This window comes from Leminorella grimontii (assembly GCF_039789245.1).
In the GTDB taxonomy this organism is placed as follows: domain Bacteria; phylum Pseudomonadota; class Gammaproteobacteria; order Enterobacterales; family Enterobacteriaceae; genus Leminorella; species Leminorella grimontii.
In genome coordinates, this window is the sequence record NZ_CP146357.1 from 1,780,357 (window position 1) to 1,797,056 (window position 16,700).

The window sequence follows — 16,700 nt, forward strand, 5'->3', positions numbered from 1 at the left end:
CGGCGAGACGCCGCCTAGATCCAGAAAATGAGCGCCAGAAGCTGTGGCGACATAATGCGTAAGAACATCGCCAGCGGATACACCGTCGCATAAGAAAGCGCCGCAGCTCCGCTGGTGGGATGCATTCCGTTAGCGAACGCCAGCGCCGGCGGGTCTGTCATCGAGCCGGCGAGCAGGCCGCAGATAGTTAAATAGTTCATTTTCGCTACCGCATAGGCCAGCAGCCCGACGACCAACAGCGGGACTATCGTGATTAAGGCGCCGTACCCCATCCAGATAACGCCGTCGCCGTTTAGCAGCGTGCTGATAAAGCTGGCGCCGGACTTAAACCCTACGACGGAAAGAAACAGTACGATCCCAAGCTCCCTTAAGGCCAGGTTGGCGCTGGGCGGCATAAACCAGTGCATTTTCCCAAGGGTGCCGATACGTCCAAGAATAAGCGCTACTACCAGCGGGCCACCGGCCAGCCCTAGCCGAAGGGCGGCGGGGAAGCCGGGAATGAACAAGGGTATCGAGCCCAGCAGTACGCCAAGGCCAATGCCGATGAAAACCGGCAGCATTTGCACCTGCTGCAGGCGCTGCTGAGCGTTGCCGACGAGATCGGCGACGGTATCTATTGACGATGGCTTGCCGACCAGGTTAAGAATGTCGCCAAAGTGCAGAGACAGGCTTCTGCTTGCCACCAGCTCAACGCCGGCCCGATTGAGCCGAGTAATAACTACGTCGTAGCGGTGCAGGTTTAAATCGGCAATCTTTTTTCCCATCACCTTTTCGCTGGTGACCACGACGCGGGCCATTTGCAGATCCCGAGTTCGGGTCGACAGCGCGACGTCGACCTCCGTGCCGATTAGCAGCTTCGCCTGATTGAGCAGGTGGCGATCGCCGACTAAATGCAGCAGGTCGCCCATTTCTATCGTCGTTGTCGCTGAAGGCACCATCAGCAGATTTTCGCGCTTTAGGCGGGAGCAAACGACCCCTTCTTCATTAACGATAGGAATATCCTGCAGCTGCATACCGACCAGGTTCGTATTGCATACCTGAATATTCATCGTTTGCAGATTATCGGCCGCCGCGCCGGAAATTTGGTCAAATGCCTTGGCTTCTTTATCGACGTTGATGCGAAACGCCAGGCGAATAATCCACATGGCTAACAAAATGCCGCAAATGCCGAACGGATAGGCCATGGCATAGGCCATACCCATTTGATTAACAAGTTCGGCCGGCGCGCTCAGATCGGATAAAACCTGCTGCCCGGCGCCGAGTGAAGGGGTATTGGTCACGGCGCCGGAAAAAATGCCTAACACAATCGGCAAAGGAATGGCGAAGATTTTATGCAGCGCGGCGGTAACCAGACCGCCGGTCAGAACCAGAAGGCAGGCGAAGGCGTTTAGCCTCATGCCGGAACGGCGCAAAGAGGAAAAGAACCCAGGGCCGACCTGAATGCCGATGGAGTAAACAAAGAGAATGAGTCCAAATTCCTGAATGAAGTGCAGCATGTTTTCATTCAAAGAGATGTGATAAACGTGGCTGAAGTGGCCTACCGCGATCCCGCCAAACAGCACGCCGCCTATGCCTAACCCAACGCCGCGAACCTTCCAGTTGCCTACCCATAGGCCAACAACGGCAACCAAAGCCAGTAGACTGACCGTCAGAGCTATATCACTCATCGTTTCTATCCTTGCCGAGAAGCCTTTGCCCAGAGGCTTGTCGAGATTGTCGATAAACGCCATCGGTTCGACGCTCGCACTGATTCGCAACGATAGCCTTAGCGATGGGCTCATTCATCATAAAGAAAAGGCATATTAAATTTGTGATTCCTTCGTCGAAATGAAGGCGGCAGGAGAGAGGAATGTTGATTTAAATCATGAGATGAAACGATTCAAGGCGACATGAACGATCGCGCAATAAGGTCAACGTTAGAGGTGGCAGCGTGAGGATAGCTATGACCGCCGAGAGAGAACTAGGAATAAAACGCGACGCGAACGATTTTGTAAACGCCGTCCACTTTCTCTATCACCAGGTTGTAGCCGAGATCGCTGTTTTCGTGTTCAATAACGAAGCCCTCTGGGGAGGCTGCATCAAGCACCTCGCTTTGATCGGGATCGCCAGGGCGGTATCGATTGTTTTTAATAAGTTCTACCATCTCCCGGTCAAAAAGCTCGTCATAGTGGGCGATAAACTCGTCTTCACTTTGAAAAATAACCGGCGAATGCTCATAGTCGCTAAAGGGAAAAAGCATCATCTTGGCAACGGCTCGTTTGTCGTTATGTTGAATGGCAAGCTGTAGGTCACTCCAAAAAACATTGAAGTCATCGTGTTTATCAAACCGGTATACGTCGGCGTCAACCGCGACGACGCTTTCGGCGTAAGCGGCCGGCTGGGCAAACAGAGTAAATGCCATCACCACTGCCGTAATCATCTCTTTCATTATCTTTATGCTGTATCTGTAGGGGCGAGCTCTAAGTATAAGATAAGAAACCACTCCTCTTCTCATAAAATGAATAAATTCAGCGGTAGTTATCACAAATTCTTTGATCGGCAGCAATCGATATGCAGATTTTGGGCGTCGGTAGAAGCGATGCCTTACTTTGCGTGGCCAAGTGAACGGAAGTGGGGCATAGGTCTGAAAAAAGAGGCGATAGAGGAAGCTATTAAGGGGGTGAAAACGCTTTAATTTATATTTCCTCCGTGATTATTAAATTGGAAACTCTTTTATATAAAGTCCATCTATAGACTTTATATCTTTTGACTTAATGACGGCGACTTAATTAGCGCACTAATCATTAGGATGGTTTTTTGCTGCTTTTTTATACTTTTTACTGACTTTATTGGCCATCAGAAACAGGGGGAGAAACCAGAATTATCGCATTTATTGAATAACAAAATATTAATGAGTAAAGGTTCATTTTGTTAATTAAATATCTTTTATATCAGTGTATTAATTTTATTTTTCCAAAGTGTAGCGTATTGATGTGACACATTTAATTACCATTTAGATCGTTAACTCCGATCGAAATCTATCATTTAATTTGTAAAACCTATCAATACGTGTGTTTTATTAGGTAAGAACAATTTGTGGTTCCAAACTGTTCATATAAAATCCAACTCATTCGTAGATATTATAACAACCGTTTTTTTATTCGCTTTATGCCAAGGGCCCAATATTAGGGTGCTCTTTAGCCTGACTGTTTTTGTTAAAAATTAACGTATTCAGGCAAACCCAAAAAGGAATTGTTTTTTAGTGTGTAGTTGAAAGGAATGTTATGGACATTAATCTGCACGATAGGGAATTTCAGGGAACTCGTCTCTCTAAATTCACAAAACGCTCACTTCAGCGCCGTTTGGCGGCCGCAGGCCTTCTTAGCCTGAGCTCGGTCATTTTCCTACAGCCGGTACAGGCTGCCGATATAGGCAGCCAAAGCGGCACAAACATCACGGTTAATGACGGCGACAAGATTACTGCCAACGTGGGGGATTCATCAGGAAACCTCTATGGCGTAATGAACCCCTATAACAATACGGGAACCATCAACCTTGGTAATAACGTTACCATCAGCGTGACGGATCCGACCCATTACGCCAAAGGTATTCTTATTCAGGGAAATAACAGCGTTTTGACGGCTAACGGCCTGTCCGTTGACGTCGTTGGCAGAAGCGCGGTAGGCCTTGATTTAGCCGGAACTAAAGTAAATGCCGATCTTGGCACGGGCAGCAGTATTAAGGTTACGGGTGAGACGAATGCGATGGCCAGCGGCGTTGTCGTAGGTCATTCGTCTACGCTGGTGGCTAACCGTCTTTCCATTGAAACCAAGGGCGACAACGGCCTTGGTTTAAGCGTTGACGACTACGGTAGCACTGCTGATTTGGGGAGCGGCAGCTCAATTAAAACCAACGGGCGCGGCAGCTACGGCGTTTATGTTGGTGGCCTGAACGGCACAGCGGCAAACGGCCCGGCGAAATTTACCGCGACCGGTTTGACTATCGATGCGCAGGGCTCCAGCGCGTACGGTATGAACGTTCAGAGAAACTCTATTGTCGATCTGGGCGCCGGCAGCAAGATTATGACCAACGGTAGCGATGCGCACGGCATCTGGAGCTTTGGTGAAATCAAAGCGGATGCGCTGACGATTGACGCCAAGGGCAATAACTCTAACGGCCTTGAAGTACGCGGCGGTACGGCTAATATCGGTGCGGGCAGCCACGTTTCTTCCGAATTGGGCGGTGGCCTGGTGACTAACGGTACCAATACCACCATCAACTTTATCGGCACGGCGGATAATCGCAATACCATCTTTTCAGGCGGTTCCTATGGTGCTTCAGCCCAGTTTTCCGGCGCTAAAATCGACCTGAAGAATACCGACGTCACGGTCGACCGCAACGGAGGTTTGGCTCTGGGGCTGTGGGCGCTCGGCGGCGGCGTAATTACCGGTGAGAATCTTACCGTGACCGGCGCCGCGGGAACCCGCGGCATATACGCCATGACCAACAGCCAGATCGATCTGACCGGCGACCTGACGGTAAATATGGCCAGCGCCGATCAAATGGCGATAGATACTCAACATAACGACGGGTATGCGGCCAGCCGGATTAACGCGACGGGAAAAATGTCGATTAACGGCAGCATTCAGTCAAGAGGCGGATTGGTCAACGTGAACATGGCGTCCGGCTCGACATGGACGGGGAACGCCTATAGCGACAACGTCAACGGCGGCTTGCTGAATATCACCATGAACGACAGCCGCTGGAACGTAGCGGGAAATTCCAATCTGGATAACCTGACGCTGAACAATACGACGGTCGATTTATCACACGCGCTGACGGCCGCCGACTATTCGACGCTGAGCGTGGCTAACCTTAGCGGAAACGGCGCGTTCGTTTTACGCACCGACATCGTGGGCGACGGAGACGGCGTCAACAACGCGGGCGATAAGCTGGTCGTGACGGGAACCAGTTCTGGCGATCATTCATTGACCGTAATGAACCGCGGCAGCCTGGCGACCACCGGTAATGAAGTATTGACGGTAGTCGAAACGGCGGACGGCGCGGCAAACTTTACCTCTACGTCTCAGGTTGAGCTAGGCGGCTACCTGTATGACGTACGTAAGAACGGCAATAACTGGGAGCTGTACTCCTCTGGCATTTATGTTCCTCCGACAGATCCCGATCCGACCCCGGACCCGGATCCAGAAGAGAAACCAAAACCGCCGATTACGACCACGGCAGACGCCGGCGGTAATTTCCTCAACGTCGGCTACCTGATCAACTATGCAGAAACCCAGACGCTGATGCAGCGCATGGGCGACCTGCGCCAAAGCGGCGAGCAGGGCAACGCATGGATGAGAGGGTTCGGCGGCAAGTTCGACTCTTTTGCCAGCGGCAAGATGAGCGGATTCGACATGAGCTATAGCGGAACCCAGTTGGGATTTGATAAACGCATTTCCCCGGAAACGCCGCTGTATATCGGTACGTTTATGGGCTTAACGCGTGGTTCTCCGGACTATCGCAGCGGAGACGGCACCGTACAGTCACACCACATGGGGCTTTATGCGACCTATATGGCAGACAGCGGTTTCTACGTTGACAGTATCGCCAAGCTTTCTCGCCTTAAAAACAAGTTCAGCGTACTGGATAGCCAGAATAACGGCGTCAGCGGCAACGGCAGCTCAACGGGCGTCAGCGCCTCGCTGGAAGTAGGGCAGAAGTTCAGCCTGAACCAGCCGGGCGAGGGCTTTTATATAGAGCCTCAGGCGCAGTTCACCTATAGCCATCAGGACGCAGCGAGCGTTAACGCCAGCAACGGCCTGAAGATCGATCTTGGCAGCTATGAGTCCATAATTGGACGCACCAGCGCGCTGTTTGGCTATGAAACGACGGCGGGTAACAGCAAGGTTAACGTATACCTAAAGACCGGATTTGTCAGGGAATTTGACGGCGATACCGACTATAAGTTGAACGGCTCTCGAGAGGCGCACAGCTTCAAGGGCAACTGGTGGAGCAACGGTCTGGGTGTTAGTGCCAATATCAATGGAAATCACACGCTTTATGTTGAAGTTGATAGTGCAACGGGCAACAGGTTCGATCAGCGTCAGGTTAACGGCGGATATCGATTCAGCTTTTAATCTATAGACAGTAGAGGTCGATAATAAAACGGACGATAAGAGGTTATCGTCCGTTTTTTATGGTAACAAAAGGGCGCCCATCTCATCTGCTTCGTTCTCTTCAAACTATATCCATTTATGACCCTGTTCTGAGCAAAGAGGATACGCTGTATTAACGGCGTAAAGTTCCCTTAAATGCCGTCATAGCGGGTATGCAAACGTTTCCTCATTTTTAGCGTTTTTTCTGAATAGCAAAAATGTATATTTCCGTATGAGATAAGAATGGATACGTATCTTCTAATAAAAATATGTAAATATAGTTTAGATAGTTTTCCCTATTTCAATATGGGTGTTTTTATATTTACATTCATTTTTTAATTGTTTCATAAAAGTGGTTTTAATATTTATTTTTAGATTTGTAATACATATTTATTTTTATTTTAAATAAATTGCAACGCATTTTATTTGGTTGGGGTCTATTATTTGTATATATTTTATTCATTTATTTTTTTATTTATAAATAAAATAATTTATTTTTAAATTTTTTAATAAAATCAAATTATTACATTATTTTTTGAGGGTGAGTGCTTTACGTTTGGATCGATTCTCTCGATCAATTAAGCGATTTGTAATAGTTATTGACTATTTTTTGAGTTGAAATGTAATATTTATAAGTAGTAATGATATTAATCATAAGCATTACTTTATTATGTATTTAGTTGTATCTAAAAATGGTTTTCAAATTCCTTGTTTTTTGCGTAAGAGTGTTGTTTTTTTACCTTCTCTTTTACATTAAAAAATTGTTTTGAAAATCATTTTGCTCACAAAGTTATGGGTGAGACGGATATTAACTACCTGGAAATGAAAAGGAATTTTCAACTATGCAGACTAAGCATTTCTCCCAACGCTCCTTTTATCGTCAGTTAGCCATTTTAGGTTTTGCCAGCCTGAGCGCCTGCGTTTGCCAGGTAAGCGCAGCTGAGCTGGGGCAACAAACGGGCGGCAATATTACCCTGCAGGATAATGATACCGTTGTCTATACGCCTATAAGCGGCGATTCGGCTATTCAGGTTAATGCCCCTGGCATCGTTGACTTGGCCAAGGATGTGACAATTACCGTCAATGCAGGTGGAACATTCGGTGACGGTATAGGTATTTGGACTGATGGCAGCGGCAGCGTGGCCGTAACCGCAGACCGGCTTACGATTAACGTTCTCAGTACTGGTAGTTATGGGATCAATATCCATGACGGCGCTAACGCAAGCGTTGATTTAGGTACCGATAGCGTTATCAACGTCAAGCAGGGCACCGGTATTAACTTTTTTAACGCAGGCGCGACGCTGCGAGCCGATAAGTTGACGATTAACGCAGAGCAAGGGCACGGGATCCATTTTCAAATGCCTGGCTCCTCTGTCGATTTGGGCAGCGGAAGCGTAATTAATTCAGGCTATTCAGGCGTTAGAATCGGATCGTCGTCGGGCGGGCCAGATACAACCTTTGTCGCCGATAATTTATCTATCAATACCAAAGGCGATTCCGCATATGGTATGGATATCAGGAAGGGCGCCGTTGTTAATTTAGGCAGCGGATCCTCTATCACTACGCTTGGTAGCTATGCGCACGGCCTCAGCCTTTTCGACGGCGGGACTTTGGAAGCGAATGCGTTAAAGATTGAGGTTTCTGGAAACAACAGCGCCGGTATTCTGTTGGATCGCTCTTCCGGCGGCCAGGGCGGCAGCGTTAATATCGGTGCGGGCAGCGCCATTACGAGCAATACCTATTATGCGATCGCGGCCGCCGGCAGCGGTTCCGTTGCCAACTTTAAAGGAACTACCGACAACCGTAATATGCTTACCGCTAGTGATTATGCCGTTGCAACGGCGATGGTCAATGCCTCACTGAATTTAGCCTATACCGACGTTTATGCTAAAAACGGCTGGTTCGGCCTCTATGCACAAACCTATGGATCCATCGTTGGTGAAAATGTAACCATTGACGGCAGCGACGGAGCGTCAGTCGGTATCTATTTGCTTCGCGACAGTCAGGTTGATTTAAGCGGCGATATCGTTATCGATATGGGGGATGCCAGCAAGTGGGCTATCGGTACCCGCGATGACAGCAGCGACGGTTATGCGGCCAGTAGGGTAAACGCTGACGGAAAGATGATGCTAAACGGCGCCGTAGTTTCCAAAGGCGGCGTTATTAATATGAACATGCGCTCCGGCTCCGTTTGGACCGGTGAGGCTTATACCGACAACGTCAACGGCGGCATGCTGAACGTCTACATGCAGGACAGCCGGTGGAATGTTCCCACCAGCTCCGAATTAGATAAGCTGTCGTTGACAAACTCAACCGTCGATTTTGCCAGCCATGCGGCCTCAAGCAGCGGCTATACGACCCTGTCCGTCGATAATTTCGGCGGCAGCGGCACGTTTATTATGCGTGCTGACATCGTTGGGGACGGTAACGGCGTTAATAACGCGGGTGACTTGCTGAAAGTGACCGGGGCCAGTGCCGGAAACCATTTGCTGACGATAAAAAACCAGGGCAGCCTGGCGACCACCGGCAATGAAGTGTTGACGATGGTAGAAACTCCTGACGGCGTAGCGACGTTTGCGGCAACCTCAAAGGTGGAGCTGGGCGGCTATCTGTATGATCTGCGCAAAAACGGCAACAACTGGGAGCTTTACGCGTCTGGTTCCACCCCTGAACCGACGCCCGATCCGGATCCAACTCCGTCACCAACACCATCGCCCACGCCTTCCTCAACCGCTGATGCGGGCGGTAACTATCTGAACGTCGGCTATCTGATGAACTACGCCGAAAACCAGACGCTGATGCAGCGCATGGGCGACCTGCGCCAAAGCGGCGAGCATGGCAACGTCTGGATCCGCGGCTACGGCGGTAAGTTTGACGCCTTCGCCAGCGGCAAGCTGAGCGGCTTTGACATGGGCTACAGCGGCGTGCAGTTCGGCGCGGACAAACGCGTTTCCGCTGAAACCCCGCTGTTTATCGGCCTGTTTATCGGCTCGACCCACGCCTCGCCGGACTATCGCGGCGGCGATGGCACTGCCAGCTCGGACTATATGGGGATGTACGCCAGCTATATGGCGCAGGGTGGCTTTTACAGCGATCTGGTGTTAAAGGCGTCTCGTCAGAAAAACAGCTTCGACGTGTTGGATAGCCAAAGTAACAGCGTCAACGCCGACGGCAGCGCCAGCGGCTTCAGCGCCTCTTTGGAAGCCGGGCAGAAGTTCAGCCTGAACCAGACGGGCAACGGTTTTTACGTTGAACCGCAGGCGCAGTTTACCTATAGCCATCAGGACGCCATGGGCATGAGGGCCAGCAACGGCCTGAACATCGATCTGAGCAGCTATGAGTCAATGCTGGGCCGCGCCAGCGTGCTGTTGGGCTATGAAACAACGGCGGGCAACAGCCTGGTAAACGTTTATCTGAAGACCGGCGCGCTGCGGGAGTTCTCCGGCGATACCGACTATCGTCTGAACGGTTCCAAAGAGAAGCACAGCTTCAAGGGCAACGGCTGGAACAACGGTCTGGGAGTCAGCGCACAGATTAGCAAGCAGCATACGCTGTATCTGGAAGCGGACTACACCAGCGGCAACGCGTTCGATCAGCAACAGGTCAACGGCGGCTATCGCTTTAGTTTTTAATAAATTGATCTTTAAGTTATAGGCGGCTTTTGCCGCCTTTTTAAGTTAGAAGCCGCGTTTTACATTGGGCATGGTGCTAAACGGGATCTGCGGCAGAAAGGAATGACAGGGATGAAAATAAAGAAAAAGTCTCAACGCGCATTTTATCATCAGTTGGCGTTACTCGGCGTTATTGGGTTCGGGTCATACGCCTGTTCACAGCAGGCAAAGGCCGCCGAGTTGGGAAGCCAGTCAGGGGCAGACATTACGCTGCAAAATAACGACAGCATTGTTGCCGATAGTACGGACGGTTTTGCTTACGGCGTCTTGAACGATGCAACCGGAACGGTGAACTTAGCGCAGGGCGTGAGCATTGTGGTTGACGCTGCGGCCAACGGCGTTACCGTTGCGAAAGGTATTCAAATGCAGGCCAACGGCAGCACGTTAACGGCCAATGGACTTAGCGTTGTTGTTAAAGGCAGCGGCAATACGGCGGGGATTAACGTTACGGGCGCTGCGGCTAACATCGATCTGGGAACGGCAAGTTCGATCCGGGTAGAGGACGGTGTCGGTATTTATATGAACGGAGCGTCGTCAATCTCGGCGGAAGGGATCGATATCTACACGCAGGGAGAATCTAAGCACGGCGTCCATATCGATCAGCGGGCCGGTGCGTCGGTTAATCTTGGCAGCGGAAGCCGCATAACGACAACCGGCATAGCGGCCAGCGGCGTTTACATTGATGGCAGTGGAACCGGTGATAGAGCAACGTTTACCGCGACCAATCTGTTCATTAATACGCAGGGGGATGACTCCACGCGCATTGGCGCCAATGGCGTAACGGTAAAAGAAAATGCCTATGTGAATCTGGGTTCTAACTCGACGATTCAAGGCTCGGGCTCTCGTACTGTCGGTGTTTTCGTTGACGGTGGTGAGTTCGAAGCTGACAAATTGACCATTGATAATTCGGCGTCAAGCTATGGCGAGGGGATAAGGGTTAGAAATGGCGGAACGGTCAACGTTGGCGCGGGGAGTACCATTACGCCAGGCGATGGAGCCTATGGGCTTTCCTCTGACGGCGGCAGCGAAGCGACGGTGCTTAACTTTAAAGGGACGGCCAATAATCGCAACGTTGTCTCTGCAAACGGCTCTTTTGCCGCCCAGGCGTTTAGCGACAATGCGCAAATCAATCTGGCCTATACCGATGTTAATCTTACAAATACCCTGGCTGGCGTTAGCTCTACCGGCCTTTCTGCGAGCAGCGGCGGCGTTATTAAAGGGGACTCTCTCACGATTAACGGCGCAGACAGTAGCGCATCCTCCACGGGAGCCGCTGCATCCTACGGCGGCCGGGTCGAACTTTCCGGCGATACGGTTTTGAATATGGCCCGTCTAAGCCATAACGCAATAGAATCGACGGACGGCGCGGATACGCTGGTCAGCGCAAGCGGAAAATTAACCATTAACGGACGCGTAATGGCTGGCCGGAGCGGGCAGGTTTCATTAGATATGCAGTCAGGCTCCGTCTGGAACGGGGTCGCTGATAACTATAGCTATAGCAGCGCCGCAAATGTGGGAACGCTAAACGTTGCGATGGCGGGCAGCCTTTGGAACGTTGCAGGAAACTCCTATCTGGATGCGTTGACGATGAGCAACTCTACCGTTGACTTCTCCAGCGACGTAGCGCCGACCGGCGCCTTTACTACGCTCACGATGGACTCTTTGAGCGGCAGAGGCACGTTTGTTATGCGCACTGACATCGTCGGGGACGGTGACGGCGTTAATAACGCCGGCGACCTGCTGAAAGTCACCGGAACCAGCGCCGGTAGCCACCTGTTGACGATCAAAAACCAGGGCAGCTTAGCGACCACCGGCAATGAAGTGCTGACGGTAGTGGAAACCGCCGACGGTGCGGCGACCTTTGCAGCGACGTCAAAGGTTGAGCTGGGCGGCTATCTGTACGACGTACGTAAGAACGGGACTAACTGGGAACTTTATTCTTCAGGCACCGAGCCGGAACCCACCCCAACGCCAGATCCTACTCCAAGCCCGGACCCAACCCCTACGCCGGATCCTACGCCAACACCCGATCCTACTCCGGATCCAAAGCCTTCGCCGTCTCCGGTACCCACGACGGCAGCAGATGCCGGCGGCAACTATCTGAACGTCGGCTACCTGTTGAACTACGCGGAAAACCAGACGCTGATGCAGCGCATGGGCGACCTGCGCCAAAGCGGCGAGCGCGGCAACGTTTGGATCCGCGGTTACGGCGGCAAGTTTGACGCCTTCGCCAGCGGCAAGCTGAGCGGCTTTGATATGGGGTACAGCGGCATACAGTTCGGCGCGGACAAACGCATTTCCGCTGAAACCCCGCTGTTTATCGGCCTGTTTATCGGCTCGACCCACGCCTCGCCGGACTATCGCGGCGGCGACGGCACGGCCAGTTCGGACTATATGGGCATGTACGCCAGCTACATGGCGCAGGGCGGTTTCTACAGCGATCTGGTGTTGAAAGCATCTCGCCAAAAGAACAGCTTCAGCGTGTTGGACAGCCAGAACAACGGCGTCAACGCCGACGGCAGCGCCAGCGGTTTTAGCGCCTCGCTGGAAGCTGGGCAGAAGTTCAGCCTGAACCAGACGGGTAATGGCTTCTACGTTGAGCCGCAGGCGCAGTTTACCTATAGCCATCAGAACGCCATGGGCATGAAGGCCAGCAACGGCCTGAACATCGATCTGAGCAGCTATGAGTCGATGCTGGGCCGCGCCAGCGTGCTGCTGGGTTATGAAACCATAACGGGCAACAGCAAGCTGAACGTTTATCTGAAGACCGGCGCGCTGCGGGAGTTTTCCGGCGATACCGACTATCGTCTGAACGGTTCCAAAGAGAAGCACAGCTTCAAGGGCAACGGCTGGAACAACGGCCTGGGTATTAGCGCGCAGCTTAATAAGCAGCATACGCTGTATCTGGAGGCTGATTACACCAGCGGAAATGCGTTCGACCAGCGGCAGGTGAACGGTGGCTATCGCTTTAGCTTTTAAGCTATAGGCTATCGTTAATTATAGTAAAGCGGGCGGTGAGCGATTATCGTCCGCTTTTTTATGGACGACGGAAAATGGCGTTTCGCAAAATTTGCTGTTCGTTTGCCCTGAGCTAGGGAACTCACGGGGACGCAGGGTTTAGGTTAACGTTCTATTTTTGAAACAAAATGACCAAAAGCGCCGTTCTCGGCATTACGTTTATTCCTTTTTGAATCATGTTATCGGCATTGCTAAAAATTCATGACGTGAAAAATATAAATACCAATGTATATCTGTTTCTGTGTGTTATTTTCAATTAATTTATATGTTCAATCTTACCTTTCATTGAGCGTTTTACTTTTCGTGCTTTATCAATCTACATACTGGTTTTTTAATCTCTATTGCTAGTCAATAGAGTTGAAAATGAAACATATTTTATTTTTAAAAAATAATGTCAAGATGTTTACTATCTCTTGGGGGGGAGATTTTTATTTTTTAAAATAAAAATTAAAACAATGAGTTATGTACATGCTGTGGGATTTTATTTTTATTTAAAACAGTGAGTTAAAATAAATTTACATTTTTATAATATTGATATCTTCGATCGGTTTAGATCGATCAATAGCTATTGACTATCCCTTTTATTAGATCGTAAGATGTTATTAATATAAGAATAGTCGTCATGAACAATGTCTTGTTTTATATTTATTTGTTGATGCCAAAAGGGTTTTTAATTCGTTGTTTAATCCTCTTTTCTCAGCGATTAATCTGTTGAACGTTGGATGATTTGTTTTTTTGAATGTTTTTCCCTCGTTAGATTGCGGGGCTATGGACATAAATTAGTTAAAAGTGAAAAGGGAATTTTCAATTATGCGGATAAAGCATTTCTCTCAAAGCTCTTTTTATCGCCAGCTAGCTATATTGGGTTTCGTCAGCCTGAGCGCCTGCGTTTGTCAGGTCAGCGCGGCTGAGCTGGGGCCACAGTCAGGCGGCGACATTACCCTTCAAGACAATGACGTTATTGTCGCTACAGGTTCAAGCTACAGCGCGATTAACAGCACAACGACCGGCCACGTTGATTTAGCCAACGGGGTGACTATCAATATGACGGGCAACGGCGGCGTTGGTATACGTACTGGCGGCGCCAACAATGACAGTACGTTTACCGCAAATGCGCTGACGATTAACGTAGACGGCATGGGCGGTCTCGGTATGGGCATTTCTATTGACGGTGGTTCGCTGGATTTCGATCTGGGTCAAGGGAGCACAATTCTCGCTACAGACGGTATTGGGATCCGTTTACTTAGCCAAACCGCATCGTTAAAGGCCGACGGATTAACGATTGAAGCATCAGGAGCGTATAGGTACGGTATTTATTTTCAACGGGGCGGGGCTTCGGTTGATCTTGGCGACGGGAGTTTGATTAGCACCTCAGGGTACAGAAGCGCAGGCATAATATTTAATGACAGCGAATATTTATCGCGCGTTACTGCAAACGGTTTGACTATCAAGACCCAAGGAGAAGAGAGCGATGGCATTGTGCTGAGCCGGAATGCTGTCGTTGATTTAGGCTGCGGTTCCTCAATCACGACCTCTGGAGACCGTGCTAACGGTATTTCCAGCGTTGGCGGTGGCACTCTGACGGCTGATGCGCTGATGGTTCATGTTTCAGGCGTTTATAGCTCGGGCCTGGATATTCACGTATCTGGCAACGAGGTTGGCGGGACAATGAACATCGGCGCCGGTAGCCATGTATCTTCTGACAGAGGGTATGCGATATCCGTAGGTGGCGACGACCAGAGTCTGAGCGTCTTGAACTACTTGGGTACTGCCGATAATCGCAACATACTGTCTTCTGACAATTTCGCCGTTGCCACAGCATATGGCAATGCGTCACTGAATTTGGCCTATACCGATATTAACGTTAATAGCGGTTGGACTGGCCTTTATTCTCAACGTGGCGCAACGATCTCAGCGGAAAACGTTACCATTAACAGTAAAACCGGATCGACGGGTATCTATTTGGATGGCAGCAGCCACATTAATTTAAGCGGTGATGTGGCAATTAATATGGAATACGTTACCGACTGGGCTATTGTCACTCAGGACGACTGTGAGTGTGGTTATGCCCCAAGCACCGTGGATGCCAACGGTAAGTTGACGATTACCGGCGGGGTTATTTCCAGAGGCGGGCTTGTTGACTTAAACATGCGTACCGGCTCTGTGTGGAGCGGCCAGGGTTATAGCGACAATGCCAATGATGGCTACTTAAACGTTACCATGCAGGACAGCCTGTGGAATGTTTCCGACAGCTCCAAAGTAGATAAGCTGGCTCTGGCGAATTCAACTATTGATTTTGCCAGCCGCGCGCAGTCAAGTAGCGACTATTCCATACTACAGGTTGCCAACCTAAGCGGAAACGGTACGTTTATTATGCGCGCTGATATTGTGGGCGACGGCGACGGCGTGAATAACTCAGGCGATTTGCTGAAAGTCACCGGAACCAGCGCGGGCAACCATCTGTTGACGATTAACAATCAGGGCAGCATGGCAACCACCGGTAATGAGGTGCTGACGGTGGTGGAAACCGCCGACGGGGCAGCGACGTTTGCGGCGACGTCACAGGTTGAGCTGGGCGGCTATCTGTACGACGTGCGTAAAAACGGCAACAACTGGGAGCTTTACGCTTCAGGGCTTGCGCCGCAGCCAACGCCAGAGCCGAATCCCACTCCATCACCAACCCCGACCACCGCAGCCGATGCCGGCGGCAACTACCTTAACGTCAGCTACCTGATGAACTACGCCGAAAACCAGACGCTGATGCAGCGCATGGGCGACCTGCGCCAGAGCGGCGAGCGCGGCAACGTTTGGATCCGCGGCTACGGCGGCAAGTTTGGCGCGTTTGCCAGCGGCAAGTTGAGCGGTTTTGACATGGGCTACAGCGGCGTGCAGTTCGGCGCGGACAAACGTATTTCCGTTGAAACCCCGCTGTTTATCGGCCTGTTTATCGGTTCTACCCACGCCTCGCCGGACTATCGCGGCGGCGACGGCACGGCCAGTTCGGACTATATGGGCATGTACGCCAGCTACATGGCGCAGGGCGGTTTCTACAGCGATCTGGTGTTGAAAGCATCTCGCCAAAAGAACGGCTTCAGCGTGTTGGACAGCCAGAACAACGGCGTCAACGCCGACGGCAGCGCCAGCGGTTTTAGCGCCTCGCTGGAAGCTGGGCAGAAGTTTAGCCTGAACCAGACGGGTAATGGCTTCTACGTTGAGCCGCAGGCGCAGTTTACCTATAGCCATCAGGACGCCATGGGTATGAGGGCCAGCAATGGCCTGAACATCGATCTGAGCAGCTATGAGTCGATGTTGGGCCGCGCCAGCGTGCTGCTGGGTTATGAAACCATAACGGGCAACAGCAAGCTGAACGTTTATCTGAAGACCGGCGCGCTGCGGGAGTTTTCCGGCGATACCGACTATCGTCTGAACGGTTCCAAAGAGAAGCACAGCTTCAAGGGCAACGGCTGGAACAACGGCCTGGGCGTTAGCGCGCAGCTTAATAAGCAGCATACGCTGTATCTGGAGGCTGATTACACCAGCGGAAATGCGTTCGACCAGCGGCAGGTGAACGGTGGCTATCGCTTTAGCTTCTAATCCTTCCTTTATGAATACCCGCAAAAAGGACGATGTTGACTCATCGTCCTTTTTTTATTCAACGCCTCTTTATTCTCGCTGAGAAGCTCGCTGCTTTATCCGTTTCTGAAGCGTGTTTTTAGTAGGAGATCCCTCTGCTTTTTAAGCTTTTTTTCCATCCGGTTGGAAAGCCGAATTTATTACTCAGTCGCTGTGAGAGAGCGGTCACAGATTGGACACGTCGGTGTTTTTTTCACCCATTCGTCAGTGGTAGAAATGGCTTCTAATATAAAAGAACGGA

5 protein-coding genes and 1 pseudogene are annotated in these 16,700 nt (G+C 50.7%); 4 read left to right on the forward strand and 2 right to left on the reverse strand.

Going from position 1 to position 16,700, the window contains the following annotated elements:
• Positions 1-14: 14 nt before the first annotated feature.
• A complete protein-coding gene (locus V8L73_RS08470; protein ID WP_027273384.1) occupies positions 15-1,667 on the reverse strand; it encodes a putative transporter in 1,653 nt (550 codons plus the stop codon).
• 293 nt (positions 1,668-1,960) lie between these two features.
• Positions 1,961-2,428 (reverse strand): hypothetical protein, encoded by a 468-nt coding sequence (locus tag V8L73_RS08475; RefSeq protein ID WP_347254622.1) that lies wholly within the window; start codon positions 2,426-2,428, stop codon positions 1,961-1,963.
• An 835-nt stretch (positions 2,429-3,263) separates the two neighbouring features.
• On the opposite strand from V8L73_RS08475, the gene V8L73_RS08480 reads away from it, so the two are divergent.
• The 4 genes and pseudogenes from V8L73_RS08480 (at position 3,264) to V8L73_RS08495 (ending at position 16,420) form a co-directional block, all read left to right on the forward strand.
• The gene (locus V8L73_RS08480; RefSeq protein ID WP_347254623.1) at positions 3,264-6,119 is read left to right on the forward strand and encodes an autotransporter outer membrane beta-barrel domain-containing protein; all 2,856 of its coding nucleotides are present in this window, start codon (positions 3,264-3,266) and stop codon (positions 6,117-6,119) included.
• An 860-nt stretch (positions 6,120-6,979) separates the two neighbouring features.
• Positions 6,980-9,769: an autotransporter outer membrane beta-barrel domain-containing protein gene (locus V8L73_RS08485; RefSeq protein ID WP_347254624.1), complete on the forward strand. Its 2,790-nt coding sequence runs from the start codon at positions 6,980-6,982 to the stop codon at positions 9,767-9,769.
• A gap of 1,314 nt (positions 9,770-11,083) precedes the next feature.
• Positions 11,084-12,787: pseudogene (locus tag V8L73_RS19850) on the forward strand (autotransporter outer membrane beta-barrel domain-containing protein); the annotation flags it as partial.
• 849 nt (positions 12,788-13,636) lie between these two features.
• Entirely contained in the window at positions 13,637-16,420 is a 2,784-nt protein-coding gene (locus tag V8L73_RS08495; protein ID WP_347254626.1) for an autotransporter outer membrane beta-barrel domain-containing protein, read from the forward strand.
• The last annotated feature ends 280 nt before the right edge of the window (positions 16,421-16,700 follow it).